The sequence below is a fragment of the Burkholderia cepacia complex sp. TUM26381 genome (assembly GCF_057439935.1).
Genome location: NZ_CM172006.1, coordinates 3,465,782 through 3,485,567 on the forward strand (window position 1 = coordinate 3,465,782; position 19,786 = coordinate 3,485,567).

Genomic DNA, 19,786 nt, shown 5'->3' on the forward strand with positions numbered 1-19,786 from the left:
CGATGGCACACGGCTTTCCCCTTCAGCTGCTGCTCGACCGTGCGCAGGAAGACCTCGACTCGGCCACGAAGCAGCTCGGCACCGCGCAGCGCGACCGCACCGCGGCGGCCGAACAGCTCGACGCGCTGCTGCACTACCGCGACGAATATCACGCCCGCTTCGCGCAATCCGCGCAAAGCGGGATGCCGGCCGGCAACTGGCGCAATTTCCAGGCGTTCATCGACACGCTCGACGCCGCGATCGCCCAGCAGCGCAACGTGCTCGCCGCGGCGGAGGTCCGCATCGACGAAGCCCGCCCGAACTGGCAGCAGAAGAAGCGCACCGTCGGCTCGTACGAAATCCTGCAGGCACGCGGCGTCGCGCAGGAAGCGACGCGCGAGGCCCGGCGCGAACAGCGCGACGCCGACGAACACGCCGCGAAGATCCTGCGCATGCGGGCCGACGCGGCCCGCTCGTCGTAACCGACCACCGCATTCGAACGAGAGAACCGTCATGCCACCCCTGCCCCTGCTCGGCGCGCTGATCGACACCGCCGGCGCCGCACTCAAGGCCGCCCGCGGCTCGGGTTCGTCCGCCGCCGGCAACGATGCGCCGGCGACCACGGCCGCCGTGCCGTTCGCGCAGACGCTGAAGCAAAGCGTCGTCACGCGTCGCGACGCGTCGAATCCCGCTACGCCCGATGCATCGACGACGCAGGCTGCGTCGAAACCGGCCGCCGGCACGAAGCCGTCCGGCACGGACGACGACAAGTCGACCGACGACGCGAACGCGACGACCAACCCCGACGCCGCCGCAGTCGCCGCCGCTGCCGCCGTGCAGGCGCAGTTGCAGGCGCGCACGGACAACGCGACGCCTGCCGGCGCCCCCGCTGCCGCTGTTGCGGCCGCGGCGCAAAAGACGGCCGTGTCCGGCCAGCCCGATGCCACGGCGACGCTGACCGGTCAGGCTGCCAAGGATGCGGCCGCCGAGCCGACCGGCCCGGCGTCGAGCCGCGACGCGTTGCAAGCCGCGCTCGCCAAGCTGACGGGCGGCGCCGGCGCGATCGCGATGCCCGCGGCCGGTACGTCCGCCGCCGCCCCGACCTCGGCGCCGGCAGCAACCGCATCGACCGCCGCCGCCGCCGCGCCGCTGACGCCGAAGGTGCCGACGTTCGACCGTACGCTCGCCGATGCGAAAGGCGCGCTCGCCCCCCAGCAGACGCCGACGCAGGCCACCGCGCAGGCGCTGCAGGCCGACGCGACCGCCCAGTCGGGTACGCAGCACGCACTCGCGGCAACCAGCAATGCGACGGATCCGGCCGCCAGCGCGACGCTCGCGGCCGGCGCGACGGCCGCCGCCGCGGCGCAGGCGAACCTGCAACTGTCGCCGGCCGCCGGTGCGATCGCCGCCGCCAACGCGCACGTGCTCGCCCCGCACGTCGGCACCGCCGACTGGACGGACGCGCTGAGCCAGAAGGTCGTGTTCCTGTCGAATGCACACCAGCAGAGCGCCGAGCTGACGCTCAATCCGCCCGATCTCGGGCCGCTGCAGGTCGTGCTGCGCGTCGCGGACAACCACGCGCACGCGCTGTTCGTGTCACAGCACGCGCAGGTGCGCGACGCGGTCGAAGCCGCGCTGCCGAAGCTGCGCGAAGCGATGGAAGCGGGCGGGCTCGGGCTCGGCAGCGCGACCGTCAGCGACGGCGGTTTCGCTTCGCAGCAGCAGAACCCGCAGCAGACCTTCGCCGGCGGCCAGTCGTCGCGGCGCGGGAACGGCGGATCGTCAGCCGTCGATGCACCGGCCGACGCTGCGCAATCCGCACCGGCCGCCGCGAGCGTGAGCCGCGCCGGCCTCGTCGATACGTTTGCCTGAGCATGGCCGCTGCCGTGCGCGCGCCGCGTTCAGCGGCCGTGCACCGCGGCAGCCGCCTCGCCGCGCGGCACACCGCCCTTGCGCGCCGCGACGATGAAATCCGCCGCGCGCTCGCCGATCATCACCGACGGCGCATTCGTGTTTCCGCCAACCAGCGTCGGCATCACCGACGCATCCACCACGCGCAGCCCTTCGACACCGCGCACGCGCAGTTGCGGATCCACGACCGCACGCGCATCCGAGCCCATCCGGCAGGTGCCGACCGGGTGATAGATCGTGTCGGCATGCGCGACGATCGTCGCGCGCAGCTCGGCTTCGCTCTGGTCCGCCCGCGTGTACAGCTCGCGCCCGCCCTGCGACGCGAGCGGCGCCTGCGACAGGATCCGGCGCATCGCCTGCGTGCCGCGCACGAGCAGGTCGAGATCGCGTGAATCGCTGAAGAAGCGCGGATCGATCAGCGGCGCGTCGCGCGCATCGCCGGTCGCGAGCGCGACCGTGCCGCGGCTGAACGGCCGCAGCGCGCACACGTGCAGCGAGTAGCCGAACCCCCAGTGCATCTTGCGGTTGTGGTCGTCGACGAGCGCCGTGCAAAAGTGCAGTTGCAGGTCGGGACGCTCGAGCGACGGATCGCTCTTGATGAAGCCGCCGGCCTCCGCGACGTTGCTCGTCATCATCCCCGTGCGGCTCGAGAAATAGCGCGCGAGCGCGGGCGTCATCTTCGCGATTCCGCGCAGGCACACGCCGACCAGCTCCGACGAATTCACGCGCGTGTTGATGATGAAGTCGATGTGGTCGATCAGGTTCGTGCCGACGTCCGGCGCATCCTGCACGACCGCGATCCCGTGCCGGCGCAGTTGTTCCGCCGGGCCGATCCCCGAACACATCAGCAGTTGCGGCGAATTGAACGCGCCGGCCGACAGGATCACTTCCGCGCGCGCGCCGAGCGTCTCGACGCGGCCGTTGCGCGATACCGCGACGCCGACCGCGCGCTTGCCGTCGAAGCCGACGCGCAGCACCGTCGCGTCGGTGATCACGTGCAGGTTCGGACGGTTGCGGCCGTAGATGTATGCGCGCGCCACGCTGCAGCGCGACCCGTCGCGGTGCGTGACCTGATAGAAGCCGACGCCTTCCTGCGTCGCGCCGTTGAAGTCGTCGTTCAGCGGATAGCCGGCTGCGTGCGCGGCCTGGATGAATCGTTCGGAGAACGGATTGCGAAAGCGCAGATCCGACACCGACAGCGGACCGTCCGCGCCGTGCCACGCGTCGGCGCCGCGTTGGTTGCCTTCCGCGCGGCGGAAATACGGCAGCACGTCCTGCCAGCCCCAGCCCGTCGCGCCGAGCTGCGCCCACTCGTCGTAGTCGCCCGGGTGGCCGCGCGTGTAGATCATCGCGTTGATCGCACTCGAGCCGCCCATCCCGCGCCCGCGCGGCTGGTAGCCGCGCCGCCCGCCGAGGCCCGGCTGCGGCACCGTCTCGTAGCCGTAGTTCGTGCCGAGCTTGTACGGCACCAGCGCCGCGATGCCGACCGGCATGTTGACCAGCAGGTTGCGCTCCGTATGCGAGCCGGCCTCGATCAGCGCGATCGTCGCATCGGGGCAGGCATCGGCGAGACGGCCTGCCAGGCTCGACCCGCCCGAACCGCCGCCGACGATGATGTAGTCGTATTGCATGTCACGTCTCCGTCGTGTCATGGAAGGCGCCCGGCACCGCCGCGCGACCGCGTCCCCTCTTGTAATGTTCGGGCATTGTAGGAATGGCCGCCGCGCACGCGGCGCGCGGATTCAAGAGCGATTCCTCTAAACGCCCGCGTGAACTAAATTTAAGATGTATCGATTCGCTTCGCACGATGCGTCGGCCACGAGAAGCCGATCCGTCGCGAAACGGGACGGACGACGATGCAGCGCCAGGTTCTGCAGGCCGCGTGCCGACCGGGTAATCCAGATGCCATGCGCGCGGCCCGCATTTCATTTCAAACGGCTGCGTGCCCGGCGATGCTCGGCATCATGCGCGCAGTCGATCGAAATCGAACGGCACGCCTTGTCGCCGACCGTTTGGACGGTGGGTCGCCGCAGCGGCTCGACGCGCTGCGGCACGGATTGGCGAACCCGTCGCGCCGCCCTGCTTCGGTGCACCGGCACGCGATCGCGCAACCGTGTCGCGCGCCCGGTCGTCGTCGCATGAAGGCGTGCGCCCATGCCGTGCGGCACGACCTTCGGACGCGGGCACCGTCGCGCGGATACGACGCCTGCCGCGCGCGGCAACCGGTTTTCGAGCACACGTCGCATCCGGCCCCGCGCCGCGCGACCCGCATCACCCGATCCGCGTCGCCGCGCTCGCCGAGCGTGCGCGTGCGGCGTGACGGCCGGCCGACCAGCCAGGCCCAACTGGAGGAGACGACATGAAGAACGACCTGCCCGAACTGGCCCCGCAAGCACCGCCGTCGGTCGATGCGCTGACGTCGCTGCTGCACGACCAGCGCGCGGCGTATCTGCGCGCGCCGTACCCTGCGTGGGAGACCCGCGTGCAGCACCTGCGCGCGCTGCGCACGATGCTGATCGACCACTCGGATGCGCTCGCCGAAGCGATCAGCGCCGATTTCGGCCATCGCGCGAAGCAGGAAGTGCTGCTGTCGGAAATCTGGATGGCGAAGGAAGAGATCGACGACGCGCTGAAGCACGGCAAGCGCTGGATGAAGCCGATCCGCAAGCCGATGAACAAGTGGCTGCGACCGGCGCGCGCGAAGGTGATTCCGCAGCCGCTCGGCGTGGTCGGCATCGTCGTGCCGTGGAACTACCCGATACTGCTCGCGGCCGGCCCGCTGATCTGCGCGCTCGCGGCCGGCAACCGCGCGATCATCAAGATGTCCGAACTGACGCCGCGCACGTCGGCGCTGTTCGAGCAGCTCATCGGCAAGACCTTCACGCGCGACCACGTCGCGGTCGTGAACGGCGATGCGGAAGTCGGCGCGGCATTCAGCGGGCTGCCGTTCGATCATCTGCTGTTCACCGGCTCGACGCACGTCGGCCGCCACGTGATGCGTGCGGCCGCCGACAACCTCACGCCCGTCACGCTCGAGCTCGGCGGCAAGTCGCCGGCGATCGTCGGCCCGAATGCGCGCTTCGACGCGGCCGTCGATGCCATCGTCGCCGGCAAGACGCTGAACGCCGGCCAGACCTGCATCGCGCCCGACTACGTGCTGCTGCCGCGCGGGATGGAAGCCGCCTTCATCGAGCGCGCGCGGGCACGCTTCGCGAAGATGTATCCGGACCTGTCTGCGAACGGCGACTACACGACGATCGTGTCGCCGCGTCACTACGCGCGGCTGCAGCAACTCGCGAGCGATGCGCAGGCGGCCGGCGCGCAACTGCATCCGCTGTCCGACGCGCAGTCGGATCCCGCGTCGCGCCGCTTCGTGCCGTGCGCGGTCACGCAGGTGCCGGCCGCGTCGCAACTGATGCAGGAGGAAATCTTCGGGCCGCTGCTGCCGCTCGTGCCGTACGAGCGGCTCGACGAAGCGATCGCGTACGTCAATGCGCGCCCGCGTCCGCTCGCGCTGTACCTGTTCGACGAGGACAGCGGCACGGTCGACCGCGTCATGCGCGAAACGATCTCGGGCGGCGTATCGATCAACGAAACGCTGATGCACATCGCGTGCGGCAGCTTGCCGTTCGGCGGTGTCGGTGCGAGCGGCATGGGCGCGTACCACGGCTACGACGGCTTCGTGACGTTCTCGAAGATGAAGCCCGTGCTCACGCAGGCGCGCCTGAACGCGCGCAACCTGCTCGCGCCGCCGTACGGCAAGCGCTTCGCCGCGCTGATCAAGCTGATGCTGAAGTTCTGAGGTAGCCGCACCCGACGGGCCGCGCGCATCGCGCCGCGGCCCTTGCAAGCCTGCCGCGCGGCGTGGCTGCCGCGCACGCCGTCACACGGGCCAGAGCGGCCCTTCCTGCATCGCGCCGATCTGCTCGCGCAACTCGAGCACGCGCGCTTCCCAGTAACGATGCGTGTTGAACCACGGGAAGGCGGCCGGAAACGCGGGGTCGTCCCAACGCCGCGCGAGCCATGCCGCGTAGTGGATCAGCCGCAGCGTGCGCAGCGCTTCGACCAGATGCAGCTCGCGCGGCTCGAATTCGCAGAAATCCTCGTAGCCGGCGAGCAGGTCCGCCAGCGCGCGCGACGCCCCTTCGCGATCGCCCGGCAGCAGCAGCCACAGATCCTGGATCGCCGGCGCCATCCGGCTGTCGTCGAAGTCGACGAAATGCGGGCCTGCATCGGTCCACAGCACGTTGCTCGGATGACAGTCGCCGTGCGTGCGCAGCAGGCGGATGTCGCCCGCGCGCTCGAATGCGGCCTCGACGCCTTCGAGCGCGAGCGCGGCCGCCGTCTCGTAGGCCGGCCGTACGTCATCCGGAATGAAATCGTGCGCGAGCAGGAAGTCGCGCGGCTCGTAGCCGAACGTGTTGAGGTCGAGCACGGGACGCGCGGCATACGGCTCGGTCGCGCCGACCGCATGGATCCGGCCGATGAAGCGGCCGAGCCATTCGAGCGTGTCGCTGCGGTCGAGATCGGGGGCACGTCCGCCGCGCCGCTCGAAGATCGAGAAGCGGAAGCCGTCGAACGCGTGCAGCGTGCGGCCGTCGAACGCGCGCGCGGGCACCGCCGGGATCTCGCGCGCGGCGAGTTCGGCGACGAACGCATGCTCTTCGAGAATCGCGTCGTCCGACCAGCGCGCCGGGCGATAGAACTTCGCGACGACCGGCGGGCCGTCTTCGATACCGGCCTGGTAGACGCGGTTTTCGTAGCTGTTGAGGGCGAGCAGGCGCCCGTCGGTGCGCAGGCCGGCCGGCATCAGCACGCTGTCGAGCGCATCGAGTACGCACTCGGGCGTGAGGCCGGCGAACGGCGGGCCGGCGGGAGAAGCGGGAGCGGAAGTGACGTCTTTCATGCCCCGCATTGTGCCGTCAGCGGAGCCGAAAGACGAGCATCCGGCACCGCGTGCGCTCAGTGAAGCGCCGCGCCGGCCGGCAGCACGGATTCGCCGGTGTCGATCAGGTCCTCGAGAAAGAACGGCTCGGTGTTGAGTTCTTTCGACTCACCCGGCACGCCCGCGTACCAGGTCACCATGGCCATGTCGCCCAGGATGCGCTGGACGATGCCGCGCGCGCCCTTCGGCACCGCGATATGGGTAGTGCAGACAATCGACCCGACATGCATGATGGTTCCCCACTCTTGAATCTTGAAACCCGGCCCGCTGGCGAGCCGGCAAATGCGCGATCCGCGCCGCCCTCGACGGAGCGTTGCGCGTAATCCCATTGTTCACGGTTTATCGAAGCGCGAAAAGAAGAAGAAGCAGGCGAAGCGCCGCGAATTCGTCGAATGTCTCCAATCAACCACTGCACCGGGCACGTACTTGCCCACCCGGTTACCCCCATCATACCCTGTCGAATGTGACTGCCCGCCGAAACCGCCCGGCACCGTCTCGCCCGCGCGATCGACGCAACGCACGTATCGCGGGTCCGGTGTCCGGTCGCCCGGCGATTTCGTCTGACAGGGCCGCCGCCGAAACCCGGTCACGCGCCTCGCCTGCCCCCTGGATCGAACGCTTGCGCGCGCAGCGATCGGCGCGCCCGCGCCGCCGGCATCGCTGCAACACGTCGCACGCGATGCAAAGCGGCCGACAGTTGTTGCGCTCGATCCCTGCCTTGCGGTACCTTTTGCTTTCATTCGCGTTCAACCGCATTCCGACACGATGCATCCGCTCACGTCCGCCCTCGCAAAATCCCGGCCGCAGTTCGACTCGCGGCCGCAGGCGTGCGCACATCCGTCGGTCCTTCCTCCTCCTGTCGCACCGCCGCTCGTCTGCGCCGCGCCGCCGCCTCCGGCGGCACGCGCCGGCTGACCAGCCGGCATCCGTTTCGTCTTTCATTCGCTCCCGTTGGCTGCCGTTCGTGCGTCGTGACGCACGGCGTGTCGCTGCGCGTGCGGATGGAACGCTCCGATCCGTTCGACAGGTGGATTCACATGATTTCGTTCAAACGCGCGCTTGCCGCGCATGGCGCAACGTCGCTCTTCGTGCTGCTGTGGAGCAGCGGCGCGATCTTCTCTGAACTCGGTCTGCGTCACGCGTCCGCGTTCGCCTTTCTCACCGCACGTTTCGCACTCGCGTCGCTCGTGCTGCTCGCGCTGGCCGTGATGCGCAAACGCTGGCTGCCGCCGCGCGGCGAGCGGCGCATGGCCGCGCTGACCGGCCTGCTGATGATGGGCGGCTACTCGATCTTCTACCTGCTCGCACTCGAGCGCGGCATCGCGCCCGGCGTGCTCGCAACGATCCTCGGCGTGCAGCCGATCCTCACGCTCGCAATCGTCGAGCGGCGCTGGCAGCCCATGCGCGTCGCGGGGCTTGCGCTGTCGCTGGCCGGGCTCGCGCTCGTCGTGTGCCGTGGCGCGAGCGGCGGTGCGGGCGGCCTGTCGGCGGCCGGCATCGCGTGTGCGCTCACCGCACTCGTCGCGCTGACTGCCGGCTCGCTGCTGCAAAAGCGCGTACGCGCGGCGCCCGCGGACGTGCTGCCGCTGCAGAATGCGATCGGCCTCGCGCTGTGCGTGGCGATCGTGCCGTTCCGGCCGGTGTCGTTCGAGACCAGCTGGGCGTTCGTCGTGCCGCTGCTGTGGCTCGGCATCGTGATTTCGGTGATCGCGCAGTTGCTGTTCTACCGCTTGATGCAGCGCGGCGATCTCGTCAACGTGACGAGCCTGTTCTATCTCGTGCCCGTCGTCACCACGCTGATGGATGCCGTGTGGCTCGGCAACCGGCCGGAGCCGCTCGCGCTCGCCGGCATGGGCGCGATCATCGCGGGACTCGCGCTCGTGTTCCGCGTGTCGGCCGCCCGCGCGCAACCCGGGCGCGCATAAGCAGACGGGCCGCCGCGCCTGCGGGTGCGGCGCCCGGCATCGACACATGCGACCCTTCCGCGCAAATCGAAAGGAACGGGAAAGATGCGTGCAAGGCGTTCGTCGAACTTGCGGGAAAAATGTGCGATTCCCGCGGCTTTCCGCTGATTTTTAATGGTTCGGATAGCGAAAAGCGCCGCCGGTTGCCTATACTCGAATTGACCGCCCCGCTCGCAAACGGGTCGGACCAACACTAGAAACACCCGGCATGGGGCCGGAGTCGGCGCGGGTGCGCCGACTCCGGTCAACACCTGGAGACACGCATGACGACCTATTTCACGATCGGCGACTTCATCCTGTTGATTCCGATGGCGCTGGCCGGAGCGCTATTTCTCGGCGCGGTACCGTGCGCAACCGAATTCCGTCACAACCTGCTACGCGTGCTCGGCGTCATCCTTGGCGTCGGCGTCGCGGTGCTGCTCGTTGAAGGCCTGCCTGCGCTGATCTAGCGCGACTGCCCGCGTATCGCGCGCATCGCATCGCTGCACCGCAGCGATGCGATGTGTTGCGCGCAAGCCCGTGATACGGCACGCGATGTTGTTTCGCATGCCGTATCGACTATCGATCAGATCGCCTGATCGGTGGACGGCTTTTCCCACAGATTGATGCCGCCTTCTGTCGCGTAACGATCGATCTCCGCGAGTTCTTCCGCCGAGAATTCGAGGTTCTTCAGCGCGCCGACGTTTTCGCGCACCTGCTCCGCGCGGCTTGCGCCGATCAGCGCGGACGTCACGCGGCCATTGCGCAGCACCCACGCCAGCGCCATCTGCGCGAGGCTCTGCCCGCGCCGTTCGGCGATCGCGTTGAGCTTGCGCACGTGCTCGAGGTTGTCCGTGCTCAGGTGATCCTGCTTCAGCGAGCCGCCGCCCGGCTTGTTCACGCGCGCATCGGCCGGCACGCCGTTCAGGTACTTCGACGTGAGCAGGCCCTGCGCGAGCGGCGTGAACGCAATGCTGCCCGCGCCGACGTCGTCGAGCGTGCCGAGCAGCTCGCTCTCGATCCAGCGGTTCAGCATGTTGTACGACGGCTGGTGGATCAGCAGCGGCACGCGGTACTGCGCGAGCAGCTCGGCCATCTCGCGCGTCTTCGCGGCCGAATACGACGAGATGCCGATGTAGAGCGCCTTGCCCTGCTGCACGGCCGATGCGAGCGCGCCCGCCGTTTCCTCGAGCGGCGTGTGCGCATCGAAGCGGTGCGAGTAGAAGATGTCGACGTAGTCGAGCCCCATCCGCTGCAGGCTCTGGTCGAGGCTCGCGAGCACGTACTTGCGCGACCCGCCGCCGCTGCCGTACGGTCCCGGCCACATGTCCCAGCCGGCCTTCGACGAGATCAGCAGCTCGTCGCGATACGGCCGGAAATCTTCCTTCAGCAGCCGGCCGAAGTTGGTTTCGGCGCTGCCGTACGGCGGCCCGTAGTTGTTCGCGAGGTCGAAGTGGTTGATGCCGAGGTCGAACGCGGTGCGCAGGATCTCGCGCTGCGTCGAGATCGGCGTCGAGTCGCCGAAGTTGTGCCACAGGCCGAGCGACAGGGCGGGCAGTTTGAGCCCGGATTTGCCGCAGGTGCGGTATTGCATGTCGGCATAACGTTCGGAAGCTGCTTCGTAGGCCATGAGTATTTCCCGTCGGGACGTCGGAGGGAGGGGCGCGCACCGGCCGCGCGGATCACGCGGCGGCGGCGAAGAAAACGCACGACGGCTATGGTAACGAAGGCGACCGATGCGCGCACGGCGATGGACGCAACCGCGGTCGTCGCCTACACTGCGGCGTCTCGAATCACCGTTTCAGCGAGGTTGGTATGTCCCGGGTCATCTCGGTTGCACTGCTCGTCGGCGGCGTCGTGCTGCTGTACTTCGGCGGCCAGTCGTTCCATTCGATCAACGACAACGTGTCGCGCTTCTTCACCGGTTCGCCCGCGACGAAGACGATCCTGCTGATCGTCGGCGGCGCCGTCGCGTCGTTCGTCGGCCTGATCGGCCTCGCGATGCCGGGCGGCAAGCGCTGATCGCGCCTTCGCGCGACGCACGCACGGCCCGCGTCACGCGCGCGGGCCGCACCAAACGAAACGGGCGGCCAGGCCGCCCGTTGCTTCATTCGCCGACGATGCGCCGCATCGCCCGAGCCTCGCGGCGTCACCGCGCCGCCCGATCCGAACCTAGAACTGCACTTCCGGCTTCGACGCCGAGCGCGTGCCGGGCACCGGCCGGTTGCTCGCGCCGTGATACGTGTACACGAGCGAGAACTTCACCTGGTCGGAGCGGTTCTGCCCGGCCGAATGCAGCGTGTTGCTGTGGAAGAACACGACGTCGCCCGTCTGCAGCGACGGGCACGTGGCCGCGTCGATCATCTTGCGGTTCTCCGGCAGGTCGCTGCGGAAGAACTTCGCGTCGTCGAATGCTTCTGGCCCGAATTCGGCCGTATGCGAACCCGGCACGAGCCACAAAGCGCCGTTCTCGTTCGTTTCCGGCCCGAGCGCGAGCCACACCGACACCATGTCGGGACGCGCGAACGACCAGTAGCGAAAATCGCGATGCCAGCCGGTCAGGCTGCCGTAGGCGGGGTGCTTCGTCATCATGCAGTTGTGATGCGCGCGCGACAGCACGGGCTCTTCACCGAAATACTCGTGCATCCACGCGCCGATTTCGGGCGCGATCGCGCGTTCGGCGAACGCCGGATCGCGCGAGTACGCATCGAGCAGCCGCCGCACCGTGTGCCCGCCCGGCGCATGCTTCGACTCGGGTGCGCCCGGGTAGCGCAGGTCCGCCTCGAATTCGATCGGCTCGGCAGCCTCCCGCAACTGGCGCTCCGCGATCTGCCTGAGCGCCGCGCACTGCTGCTCGCCGACCAGGCCACGCGCGACGACAAAGCCGCGCTCGCGCAATTCCGCGACTTGCGCGCGGATCGATTCCGACTGCAATGGAGACGACATGGGATGCCAGACGTTTATTGTGTGAATGTGACGATTGTAAATCGGCGCCGGATGCCGCGAACAGCACCATTGTCGTGCGCAGGGGCATGCCAATCGCGGATTTGATCCGGCTCAAGGGAACTGTACGTCGCGGCACCTGCCTCACCGACAGGCGGTATGCGGCACACGCCTTGTGGCACAAGGGTTTATCGCGACTTTTGCCCGTCATGAATCCCCTGTAGCCTGTCGCGGCCTGTCAAATCTGGCGGGCGCGGCGCGCAACGAGTTTCGGTAAGATCCGTTGCGCCATCCGAGGCCGTTCATACCAGTGCGCTCTCAAGGGCGCCATCCATACAAGCGAAGCATCGTTCACATGCCATTCCGTCTGACTTCCCGTCTCAGCCGCGCTGCGAAGCGCGTCGTGCCGTCGGCCCCTGCCCGCTCGCTGCGCCATCACCGCGCCCGCACGCAGGCACTGGCCGAGCGTACGCATGCACACAGCCGGCTGGACGGCATCCGTGCGTGGTTCCACGCGTTTTTCTCGATGATGAGCGCGCAGGCGTTCGCACGCCGCGCCGGCCTGCGCTCGCTGCTGCAGAAGCCGTCGTCGCTGCGCGCGCTCGCGCTGCGCCGCACGCTCGGCCCGCAGCGCCGCGTCAACCGCCCGCGCCGGCTTGCCGCCAGCAACGGCTGGTTCGGGTTCGGCGCACGCTGAACGCGCATCGGCGGGCCCGGCCCGCGACGATCGCCGCCGTTGCGCCGGCGATCGAAACCCATAAAAAAACCCCGGCTAGCCGGGGTTTTTCATTTGGCGCGAACGACGCTTACGCGACGCGTGCCGTCGGCTCGACGCCGGCCGCTTCGGCCAGGGCGAGCGCCTTGTCGGTCGCTTCCCACGAGAATTCCGGCTCTTCGCGGCCGAAGTGGCCGTAGGCGGCGGTCTTCTCGTAGATCGGACGCAGCAGGTCGAGCATCTTGATGATGCCCTTCGGACGCAGGTCGAAATGCTCGCGCACGAGCTTCGTGATCACCGCGTCCGACACGCGGCCCGTGCCGAACGTGTTGACCATCACCGAGGTCGGCTCGGCGACGCCGATCGCGTACGACACCTGGATCAGCGCGCGCGACGCGAGGCCGGCGGCGACGATGTTCTTCGCGACGTAGCGGCCTGCGTACGCAGCCGAACGGTCGACCTTCGACGGATCCTTGCCCGAGAACGCGCCGCCGCCGTGCGGTGCGGCACCGCCGTACGTGTCGACGATGATCTTGCGGCCGGTCAGGCCGCAATCGCCCTGCGGGCCGCCGATCACGAACCGGCCGGTCGGGTTCACGAGGAACTTGATGTCGCCCTTGATCAGGTCGGCCGGCAGCGTCGGCTTGATGATTTCCTCGATCACGGCTTCGCGCAGCGCCGGCAGTTCGATGTCCGGTGCGTGCTGCGTCGACAGCACGACGGTGTCGATCGAATCGGGCTTGCCGTCGACGTAGCGGACCGTCACCTGCGATTTCGCGTCCGGACGCAGCCATTGCAGGCGGCCGTCGCGGCGCAGGCTGGCCTGGCGCTCGACGAGGCGGTGCGACAGGTAGATCGGCAGCGGCATCAGTTCCGGCGTTTCGTCGCACGCATAGCCGAACATCAGGCCCTGGTCGCCCGCGCCCTGATCCAGGTTGTCGTCGTGTGCACGATCGACACCCTGCGCGATGTCCGGCGACTGCTTGTCGTACGCGACGAGCACCGCGCAGCCCTTGTAGTCGATGCCGTAGTCGGTGTTGTCGTAGCCGATGCGCTTGATGGTGTCGCGCGCGATCTGGATGTAATCGATGTTGGCCGTCGTGGTGATTTCACCGGCCAGAACGACGAGACCCGTGTTGCACAGCGTTTCGGCCGCAACGCGGGAATATTTGTCCTGCTCGAGGATGGCGTCGAGAATCGCGTCCGAGATTTGGTCCGCGACTTTGTCCGGATGGCCTTCGGAGACGGATTCGGACGTGAAGAGATAATCGTTTGCCACTTTTTCAGGCTCCTGTGTGGTTACGGGTGGTTTCACGTAGCCAGCTTCGTTGGGCCTGAAGCGGCGACGCTTTAGCGGAATACCAGGACCGGGCAGTGCGTGTGGCACCAACCGGCTTCGCCCCGCAAGTTGTCAGTTAACTCGGCGAAGCCCGTATTATAGCGGCTTTCCTGAATTGTCACAGAGCGCCGCCCGTGCTGCATCTTCCGCTGTTTTACCACCCTGTTCTCGACATGCCGGCCAGCCGGTCCCATGGAGGTTTCGCATGCTAGGTCGTCTAGCCACGCACCTCGCCATCGGCTTGCTGAAACTGCTCGCCCTGCTGCCGTACGGCCTGACCGCACGGTTCGGCGATGGTCTCGGCTGGCTGCTGTACCAGATCCCCAGCCGGCGAAAACGCATCGTACACACCAATCTGAAACTCTGCTTCCCGGACTGGAGCGACGCGCGGCGCGAGGAAGTGGCGGGGAAACATTTCCGCCATGCGATCCGCAGCTACGTCGAACGCAGCTACCAGTGGTTCGCGTCGGAAGCGGCCTATCGCAAGCTGTTTACGGTCGAGAGCGAGATCGACCTCACCGATCCGGACATGCCGCCGACGCTGCTGCTCGGTTTCCATTTCGTCGGCATCGAGGCCGGTTCGATGGCGATCAATCTCGCGCTCGACCGGCCGTGCGGCTCGCTCTACACGCCGATGAAGAGCCCGGAAATCGAAGCCGCCGCCAAAGCCGGCCGCAGCCGTTTCGGCGCGGAACTCGCGAGCCGGGCCGACAACGCGCGTACCGTGCTGCGCTGGCTGCGCGACCGCAAGCCGGTGATGCTCGGCGCCGACATGGACTACGGGTTGCGCAACTCGACGTTCGTGCCCTTCTTCGGCGTGCCGGCCTGCACGCTGACGGCCGTCGGCCGGTTCGCCAAGACGGGCCACGCGCAGGTCGTGCCGTTCATCGGCGAGGTGCTGCCGAACTACAAGGGCTACCGTCTGAAGGTATTCAAGCCGTGGGATAACTACCCGACCGGCGACGACGATCTCGACGCGCGGCGGATGAACGCATTCCTCGAGGAACAGATCCCGCTGATACCCGAGCAGTACTACTGGGTTCACAAGCGCTTCAAGACGCGCCCGCCCGGCGAGCCGAGCCTGTACTGACCCTGCCGCGAGACGTTCGCAGGCGCGCCGTCAGGTGCGCGCCTGCGCTCTCGCCACCTTCGGCGCGCCTTTCGCGCGCGCCCGCCACAGATCGTGGGCCGACTGCTGCGCGAGCCACAGATCGGCCCGTCCCCCGTTTTCCTCGCCGAGCCACGCTTCGAGGCGCAGCGCCATTTCCGGCGAAATGCCGGCATGGCCGTGCAGGATCCGCGACAGCGCGGCGCGTGTCACGCCGAGCTGCGATGCGGCCTCGGTGACAGTCAGGCCAAGCGCCGGCAGCACGTCGTCGCGCAGCGTTTCGCCCGGATGGGGCGGATTGAAGATGCGGGTCATGGCTTGAATCACCTCAGTGGCAGTCCTGGTAATCGACCAGAACGACGTCGGGGCCCTCGAACCGGAATGTCAGCCGCCAGTTGCCGTTGACGCCGACTGCGTCATATCCGTCCAACCCGCCCGCGAGACCGTGAAAACGCCAGCCGGGCACGTTCATGTCGTGCGGCATGCCGGCGGCATCGAGACGCGCCAGCATGCGCCGCAGCCTGGGCGCGTGATCGGGCCGAATGCCCGCCTGGCTCCCGGTAACGAAAAACGCTTCCAGTCCCTTGTGTACCCATGACTTGATCATGGACCTCCGACACTCGAGCGCGATGTCGACAGCATGGCCCGAATGTGTATAGCCAGACGATACGAATCGCCGGATTTCCTTGTCAATTTGACCGGTACGAAAACACACGTCCGGGTCGCCCAACCCTGCGTCGTGCATCGGGCACGCATCGCCAGCCCCGCCTCCGCTGCGGCTGCGCCCGCTGCACCACGCCAATTTGTCCGCTCGCCACGTCCCCGACCAGTCGACCGATCGACAGATGCCGCCCGCCCGGCCTGCCGGGGCAACCCGAAGCATCGCCCCCCGCGCAGGACGCCCCTGTCGGCTGCATGTATCATTTGCGGTTGAGATCTGCACGACGAACGAAGCCGCCCGGCATGGCCGCCGGCCGTTCACGCCGTGCCGACCGCCTTGTTCGTCATGGAATTCCGGACCCAGTGAAACTCTCGTTCACCAAGATGCACGGCGCGGGCAACGACTTCGTCGTGCTCGACGGCTATTCGCGCGCGTTGCCGCCGCTCACCGCAGCGCAGGTGCGCGCACTCGCCAACCGCCACTTCGGCATCGGCGCCGACCAGCTGCTGCTCGTCGAAAAACCGACCGTCGACGGTGCGGATTTCAAGTACCGGATCTTCAATTGCGACGGCGGCGAGGTCGAGCACTGCGGCAACGGCGCGCGCTGCTTCGTGAAATTCGTCAGCGACCGCGGCCTGACCGACAAGCGCAGCGTGCGCGTGCAGGTCATGAAGGGCCTGATCACACTGACGCTGCAGGACAACGGCGAAGTCGTCGTCGACATGGGTGCGCCCGTGTTCGCGCCGGCGCAGGTGCCGTTCGACGCGTCGGGCCTCGACGGCCGCACGGAGGGCCGCGACACGCTGTGGCCGCTCGACGTCGGCGGCGCGACGCGCTGGATCTCGACGGTGTCGATGGGCAATCCGCACGCGGTGCAGGTCGTCGACGATGCCGAAGCGTATCCGGTGCTGGAAGAAGGCCCGCGGATCGAACGCCATGCCCGCTTCCCGCAGCGCGTGAACGCCGGCTTCATGCAGATCGTGTCGCGCAACGAAGTGAAGCTGCGCGTGTACGAACGCGGCGCGGGCGAAACGCTCGCGTGCGGCACCGGTGCATGCGCGGCGGTCGCCGCCGGCATCCGGCGCGGCCTGCTCGATTCGCCCGTGACCGTGCACACGCACGGCGGCACGCTGACGATCGGCTGGGACGGCGCGCGCGACGAAGCCGCCGCGCTGATGATGGCCGGCCCCGCCGCGACCGTGTTCGAAGGCGAGATCGACCTGAACGCCTGACCCTGCAACGTCCTTGATAACTGAACGCGCCAGCCACATGAACGATCGCGAAGTCGCCGACTACCTGCTCGCCAATCCCGAATTCTTCGCGCAGCACGCCGAACTGCTCGCGACGATCCGTCTCGCGAACCCGCACGGCAAGGCCGCGATCTCGCTGCAGGAGCGGCAGATGGAGATGCTGCGCGACAAGAACAAGCATCTCGAGCGCCGGCTCGCCGAGCTCGTGCGCTACGGCCACGAGAACGACAGCCTGTCCGCGAAGTTCAGCCGCTGGACCGCACGCGTGATCGCGGAGCGCGATCCGTACGCGCTGCCGCGCACGATCGCCGACGGCATCGCCGACGTGTTCGACGTGCCGCAGACGGCGCTGCGCGTGTGGGACGTCGCCGACACCTACGCGCAAGCCGACTTCGCCCGCCAGGTCGGCGAGGAAGTGCGCCTGTTCACGAACGGGCTGTCGACGCCGTATTGCGGCGCGAACACGGGCTTCGAAGCCGCGCAGTGGCTCGCGCCCGCGGTTGCCGCACCGGCCGCGAATGCGGCGGAAGGCGCCGAAGCCGCACCGGCCGGCGACGGCTCGGCCACGTCGGTCGCGCTGCTCGCGCTGCGTGCGCCGCTCGCCGGCACCGATGCGCCGGCGTTCGGCCTGCTGGTACTCGGCTCGCCCGATCCGCGCCGCTTCCACGACGGGATGGCCACCGACTTCCTCGCGCAGATCGCGACGCTCGCGAGCGCCGCGCTCACGCGCCTGCTGCCGCACTGATCCGCCGCACGCGATGACAGACGATCCGATCGCCGCCTACCTGTCGAACCTGAAGCACATCAGGCAGCTGTCGGAACACACGCTGCGCGCGTACACGCACGAACTCGACGAGCTGAAGAAGCTCGCGGCCGGCCGGCCGCTCGACACGCTGACCGCAGCCGACATGCGCGGCGCGGTCGCGCGCGCGCATGCGGGCGGACTGTCCGCGCGGTCGATCTCGCACCGGCTGTCCGCGTGGCGCGCGTTCTACCGCTGGCTCGCGCAGCGCATCGAAATGCCCGCGAACCCGGTGGCCGCGGTGCGCGCACCGAAACGCCCGAAGACCTTGCCGAAGGCGCTGTCGGTCGACGATGCGTCCGCGCTGATGGACGCGCCGCTCGCCGGCACGACCGAAAGCCTCCGCGATCACGCGATCCTCGAGCTGTTCTATTCCTCGGGGCTGCGCCTCGCCGAGCTGATCGGCCTCGACGTGATGTACACGCAGGCCGACGGCTACCGGTCGGCCGGCTGGCTCGATCTCGCCGAAGCCGAAGTCACCGTGCGCGGCAAGGGCAACAAGGAGCGCAAGGTGCCGGTCGGCCGCAAGGCGATCGACGCGCTGAACGCGTGGCTCGCGGTGCGCGGCGAATTCGTGAAGCACGACCCGCATCCGTTGTTCGTGTCGGTGCGCGGCAACCGGATGTCGCCGGGCGTCGTACGCGAGCGCGTGAAGCGCGCGGCGCTCGCCGCGGGCATTCCCGCCAACGTCCATCCGCACGTGCTGCGCCACTCGTTCGCAACGCACGTGCTGCAGTCGAGCGGCGACCTGCGCGCGGTGCAGGAACTGCTCGGCCACGCGAGCGTCGCCGCGACGCAGGTCTATACGTCGCTCGACTTCCAGCATCTCGCGAAGATTTACGACAGCGCGCATCCGCGCGCGAAGAAGCGCGACTGACGCGCCTCCCGTGTTACCCGCCGCGTGCGGCGGCCGGCAACGGCCGGCGTCGCGCACGGCCCATTTCGATCTCATCATGCAAACCGTCACCCTCAAGCCGTCCAAGGAAAAATCGCTGCTGCGCCGCCACCCGTGGGTCTATGCGAACGCGATCGACCGTGTCGACGGCAAGCCCGCGCCCGGCGCGACCGTGCTCGTGCGCGCGCACGACGGCCGCTTCCTCGCGCGCGGCGCGTACAGCCCGCAGTCGCAGATCCGCGTGCGCGTGTGGAGCTTCGACGAGAACGAGCCGATCGATCACGCGTTCTTCAAGCGCCGCGTGCAGCGCGCGGTCGCGCACCGCACGACGATGGTGTCGGGCACGGGCGCGGTGCGGCTCGTGTTCGGCGAAGCCGACGGGCTGCCGGGCCTGATCGTCGACTACTACGTCGCCGATACCGCCGAAGCCGGCGCCGCGCCGCGCGGCCAGCTCGTCTGCCAGTTCATGGCCGCGGGCGTCGAAGCGTGGAAAGACGCGATCGTCGCGGCGCTCACCGGCGCGACCGGCTGCCCGAACGTGTACGAGCGCTCGGACGTGTCGATCCGCGACAAGGAAGGGCTCGAACAGACGACCGGCGTGCTGGCCGGCGACGCGCCGCCCGCGACGCTGATCTCGAACGAAAACGGCGTGCGCTATCACGTCGACGTGCCGAACGGCCACAAGACGGGCTTCTACGTCGACCAGCGCGACAACCGCGCGCTCGTCGCGCAGTACGCGGCCGACCGCGACGTGCTGAACTGCTTCTGCTACACGGGCGGCTTCTCGCTCGCGGCGCTCAAGGGCGGCGCAAAACGCGTCGTGTCGATCGACTCGTCGGGCGATGCGCTCGCGCTCGCGCAGCAGAACGTCGTCGCCAACGGCTTCGACGCCGAACGCGCAACCTGGCTCGACGCCGATGCGTTCAAGACGCTGCGCCGACTCGTCGACGAAGGCGAGCGTTTCGACCTGATCGTGCTCGATCCGCCGAAGTTCGCACCGACCCGCGACAGCGTCGATCGCGCGGCGCGCGCGTACAAGGACATCAACCTGAGCGGCTTCAAGCTGCTGCGTCCGGGCGGCCTGCTGTTCACGTACTCGTGTTCGGGCGCGATCGACATGGACCTGTTCCAGAAGATCGTCGCGGGCGCGGCCGCCGACGCGAAAGTCGACGCGCGCATCCTGAAGCGGCTCGGCGCGGGCGTCGATCACCCGCTGCTCGCCGCGTTCCCGGAAGGCGAATATCTGAAGGGCCTGCTGTTGCAAATCGTCTGATCGCCCCGATCTTGGCGGACAC

General features: G+C 68.4%; 21 protein-coding genes. 13 read left to right on the forward strand and 8 right to left on the reverse strand.

Going from position 1 to position 19,786, the window contains the following annotated elements; genetic code table 11:
* The first annotated feature begins 2 nt into the window (after nucleotides 1–2).
* Together fliJ and ACWMMN_RS16285 are read left to right on the forward strand one after the other, a co-directional pair.
* On the forward strand, nucleotides 3–461 hold the full coding sequence (fliJ, locus tag ACWMMN_RS16280) for a flagellar export protein FliJ (RefSeq protein ID WP_174994156.1): 459 nt from the start codon (nucleotides 3–5) through the stop codon (nucleotides 459–461).
* Nucleotides 462–492: 31 nt separating this feature from the next.
* Nucleotides 493–1,851, forward strand: a complete 1,359-nt coding sequence (locus ACWMMN_RS16285) for a flagellar hook-length control protein FliK (protein WP_486422851.1) — start codon at nucleotides 493–495, stop codon at nucleotides 1,849–1,851.
* Between the two features lie 29 nt (nucleotides 1,852–1,880).
* Here the strand turns inward: ACWMMN_RS16285 and ACWMMN_RS16290 are convergent, their stop codons facing one another.
* Entirely contained in the window at nucleotides 1,881–3,521 is a 1,641-nt protein-coding gene (locus ACWMMN_RS16290; RefSeq protein WP_059232939.1) for a GMC family oxidoreductase, read from the reverse strand.
* Between the two features lie 225 nt (nucleotides 3,522–3,746).
* Between ACWMMN_RS16290 and ACWMMN_RS16295 the strand changes: the two genes are divergently transcribed.
* Together ACWMMN_RS16295 and ACWMMN_RS16300 are read left to right on the forward strand one after the other, a co-directional pair.
* Entirely contained in the window at nucleotides 3,747–4,253 is a 507-nt protein-coding gene (locus ACWMMN_RS16295) for a hypothetical protein (RefSeq protein ID WP_256085351.1), read from the forward strand.
* Nucleotides 4,250–5,692, forward strand: a complete 1,443-nt coding sequence (locus ACWMMN_RS16300) for a coniferyl aldehyde dehydrogenase (protein ID WP_059232938.1) — start codon at nucleotides 4,250–4,252, stop codon at nucleotides 5,690–5,692. The genes ACWMMN_RS16295 and ACWMMN_RS16300 overlap by 4 nt, the downstream gene beginning before the upstream one ends.
* 81 nt (nucleotides 5,693–5,773) lie before the next feature.
* On the opposite strand, the gene ACWMMN_RS16305 is transcribed toward ACWMMN_RS16300, so the two are convergent.
* Nucleotides 5,774–6,796 (reverse strand): serine/threonine protein kinase, encoded by a 1,023-nt coding sequence (locus ACWMMN_RS16305; protein WP_404823620.1) that lies wholly within the window; start codon nucleotides 6,794–6,796, stop codon nucleotides 5,774–5,776.
* 56 nt (nucleotides 6,797–6,852) lie between these two features.
* Complete coding sequence (locus tag ACWMMN_RS16310) at nucleotides 6,853–7,065, reverse strand: hypothetical protein (RefSeq protein WP_004198969.1); 213 nt, start codon at nucleotides 7,063–7,065, stop codon at nucleotides 6,853–6,855.
* 807 nt (nucleotides 7,066–7,872) lie between these two features.
* Here ACWMMN_RS16310 and ACWMMN_RS16315 point away from each other — a divergent pair.
* Together ACWMMN_RS16315 and ACWMMN_RS16320 are read left to right on the forward strand one after the other, a co-directional pair.
* Entirely contained in the window at nucleotides 7,873–8,760 is an 888-nt protein-coding gene (locus tag ACWMMN_RS16315) for a DMT family transporter (protein ID WP_059236578.1), read from the forward strand.
* Between the two features lie 302 nt (nucleotides 8,761–9,062).
* Entirely contained in the window at nucleotides 9,063–9,248 is a 186-nt protein-coding gene (locus tag ACWMMN_RS16320; RefSeq protein ID WP_011353526.1) for a hypothetical protein, read from the forward strand.
* A 116-nt stretch (nucleotides 9,249–9,364) separates the two neighbouring features.
* On the opposite strand, the gene mgrA is transcribed toward ACWMMN_RS16320, so the two are convergent.
* Nucleotides 9,365–10,408, reverse strand: coding sequence for an L-glyceraldehyde 3-phosphate reductase (mgrA, locus tag ACWMMN_RS16325; RefSeq protein WP_059232936.1), 1,044 nt, complete (start codon nucleotides 10,406–10,408; stop codon nucleotides 9,365–9,367).
* A 185-nt stretch (nucleotides 10,409–10,593) separates the two neighbouring features.
* Between mgrA and ACWMMN_RS16330 the strand changes: the two genes are divergently transcribed.
* Nucleotides 10,594–10,800, forward strand: coding sequence for a DUF3185 family protein (locus ACWMMN_RS16330; RefSeq protein WP_006477510.1), 207 nt, complete (start codon nucleotides 10,594–10,596; stop codon nucleotides 10,798–10,800).
* A 150-nt stretch (nucleotides 10,801–10,950) separates the two neighbouring features.
* Here ACWMMN_RS16330 and ACWMMN_RS16335 read toward each other — a convergent pair whose 3' ends face one another.
* On the reverse strand, nucleotides 10,951–11,724 hold the full coding sequence (locus tag ACWMMN_RS16335; protein ID WP_059232935.1) for a phytanoyl-CoA dioxygenase family protein: 774 nt from the start codon (nucleotides 11,722–11,724) through the stop codon (nucleotides 10,951–10,953).
* 352 nt (nucleotides 11,725–12,076) lie between these two features.
* Between ACWMMN_RS16335 and ACWMMN_RS16340 the strand changes: the two genes are divergently transcribed.
* Nucleotides 12,077–12,418: a hypothetical protein gene (locus tag ACWMMN_RS16340; protein WP_059232934.1), complete on the forward strand. Its 342-nt coding sequence runs from the start codon at nucleotides 12,077–12,079 to the stop codon at nucleotides 12,416–12,418.
* 109 nt (nucleotides 12,419–12,527) lie between these two features.
* Here the strand turns inward: ACWMMN_RS16340 and metK are convergent, their stop codons facing one another.
* A complete protein-coding gene (gene metK / locus ACWMMN_RS16345; protein WP_006482984.1) occupies nucleotides 12,528–13,715 on the reverse strand; it encodes a methionine adenosyltransferase in 1,188 nt (395 codons plus the stop codon).
* Nucleotides 13,716–13,980: 265 nt separating this feature from the next.
* Between metK and ACWMMN_RS16350 the strand changes: the two genes are divergently transcribed.
* Nucleotides 13,981–14,865, forward strand: a complete 885-nt coding sequence (locus ACWMMN_RS16350) for a lipid A biosynthesis lauroyl acyltransferase (protein ID WP_059232933.1) — start codon at nucleotides 13,981–13,983, stop codon at nucleotides 14,863–14,865.
* A 30-nt stretch (nucleotides 14,866–14,895) separates the two neighbouring features.
* Here the strand turns inward: ACWMMN_RS16350 and ACWMMN_RS16355 are convergent, their stop codons facing one another.
* On the reverse strand, nucleotides 14,896–15,198 hold the full coding sequence (locus tag ACWMMN_RS16355) for a HigA family addiction module antitoxin (protein WP_059232932.1): 303 nt from the start codon (nucleotides 15,196–15,198) through the stop codon (nucleotides 14,896–14,898).
* 13 nt (nucleotides 15,199–15,211) lie between these two features.
* Nucleotides 15,212–15,490 (reverse strand): type II toxin-antitoxin system RelE/ParE family toxin, encoded by a 279-nt coding sequence (locus tag ACWMMN_RS16360; RefSeq protein ID WP_256085353.1) that lies wholly within the window; start codon nucleotides 15,488–15,490, stop codon nucleotides 15,212–15,214.
* A 416-nt stretch (nucleotides 15,491–15,906) separates the two neighbouring features.
* Between ACWMMN_RS16360 and dapF the strand changes: the two genes are divergently transcribed.
* From dapF to ACWMMN_RS16380, 4 genes are all read left to right on the forward strand, one after another.
* Nucleotides 15,907–16,776 carry a diaminopimelate epimerase gene (dapF, locus tag ACWMMN_RS16365; protein WP_059232930.1) on the forward strand — a complete coding sequence of 290 codons (870 nt, stop codon included), beginning with the start codon at nucleotides 15,907–15,909 and terminating at the stop codon, nucleotides 16,774–16,776.
* A gap of 37 nt (nucleotides 16,777–16,813) precedes the next feature.
* Complete coding sequence (locus ACWMMN_RS16370; protein ID WP_059232929.1) at nucleotides 16,814–17,539, forward strand: DUF484 family protein; 726 nt, start codon at nucleotides 16,814–16,816, stop codon at nucleotides 17,537–17,539.
* A 13-nt stretch (nucleotides 17,540–17,552) separates the two neighbouring features.
* Entirely contained in the window at nucleotides 17,553–18,473 is a 921-nt protein-coding gene (gene xerC, locus ACWMMN_RS16375; protein WP_059232928.1) for a tyrosine recombinase XerC, read from the forward strand.
* A gap of 76 nt (nucleotides 18,474–18,549) precedes the next feature.
* Nucleotides 18,550–19,764 (forward strand): class I SAM-dependent rRNA methyltransferase, encoded by a 1,215-nt coding sequence (locus ACWMMN_RS16380; protein WP_059236576.1) that lies wholly within the window; start codon nucleotides 18,550–18,552, stop codon nucleotides 19,762–19,764.
* The last annotated feature ends 22 nt before the right edge of the window (nucleotides 19,765–19,786 follow it).

Bases quoted from the DNA above. Each gene is read 5' to 3' on its own strand.
- fliJ (WP_174994156.1), top strand. From the start codon at position 3: ATGGCACACGGCTTTCCCCTTCAGCTGCTGCTCGACCGTGCGCAGGAA.
- ACWMMN_RS16285 (WP_486422851.1), top strand. From the start codon at position 493: ATGCCACCCCTGCCCCTGCTCGGCGCGCTGATCGACACCGCCGGCGCC.
- ACWMMN_RS16290 (WP_059232939.1), bottom strand. From the start codon at position 3,521: ATGCAATACGACTACATCATCGTCGGCGGCGGTTCGGGCGGGTCGAGC.
- ACWMMN_RS16295 (WP_256085351.1), top strand. From the start codon at position 3,747: ATGCAGCGCCAGGTTCTGCAGGCCGCGTGCCGACCGGGTAATCCAGAT.
- ACWMMN_RS16300 (WP_059232938.1), top strand. From the start codon at position 4,250: ATGAAGAACGACCTGCCCGAACTGGCCCCGCAAGCACCGCCGTCGGTC.
- ACWMMN_RS16305 (WP_404823620.1), bottom strand. From the start codon at position 6,796: ATGAAAGACGTCACTTCCGCTCCCGCTTCTCCCGCCGGCCCGCCGTTC.
- ACWMMN_RS16310 (WP_004198969.1), bottom strand. From the start codon at position 7,065: ATGCATGTCGGGTCGATTGTCTGCACTACCCATATCGCGGTGCCGAAG.
- ACWMMN_RS16315 (WP_059236578.1), top strand. From the start codon at position 7,873: ATGATTTCGTTCAAACGCGCGCTTGCCGCGCATGGCGCAACGTCGCTC.
- ACWMMN_RS16320 (WP_011353526.1), top strand. From the start codon at position 9,063: ATGACGACCTATTTCACGATCGGCGACTTCATCCTGTTGATTCCGATG.
- mgrA (WP_059232936.1), bottom strand. From the start codon at position 10,408: ATGGCCTACGAAGCAGCTTCCGAACGTTATGCCGACATGCAATACCGC.
- ACWMMN_RS16330 (WP_006477510.1), top strand. From the start codon at position 10,594: ATGTCCCGGGTCATCTCGGTTGCACTGCTCGTCGGCGGCGTCGTGCTG.
- ACWMMN_RS16335 (WP_059232935.1), bottom strand. From the start codon at position 11,724: ATGTCGTCTCCATTGCAGTCGGAATCGATCCGCGCGCAAGTCGCGGAA.
- ACWMMN_RS16340 (WP_059232934.1), top strand. From the start codon at position 12,077: ATGCCATTCCGTCTGACTTCCCGTCTCAGCCGCGCTGCGAAGCGCGTC.
- ACWMMN_RS16350 (WP_059232933.1), top strand. From the start codon at position 13,981: ATGCTAGGTCGTCTAGCCACGCACCTCGCCATCGGCTTGCTGAAACTG.
- ACWMMN_RS16355 (WP_059232932.1), bottom strand. From the start codon at position 15,198: ATGACCCGCATCTTCAATCCGCCCCATCCGGGCGAAACGCTGCGCGAC.
- ACWMMN_RS16360 (WP_256085353.1), bottom strand. From the start codon at position 15,490: ATGATCAAGTCATGGGTACACAAGGGACTGGAAGCGTTTTTCGTTACC.
- ACWMMN_RS16370 (WP_059232929.1), top strand. From the start codon at position 16,814: ATGAACGATCGCGAAGTCGCCGACTACCTGCTCGCCAATCCCGAATTC.
- xerC (WP_059232928.1), top strand. From the start codon at position 17,553: ATGACAGACGATCCGATCGCCGCCTACCTGTCGAACCTGAAGCACATC.
- ACWMMN_RS16380 (WP_059236576.1), top strand. From the start codon at position 18,550: ATGCAAACCGTCACCCTCAAGCCGTCCAAGGAAAAATCGCTGCTGCGC.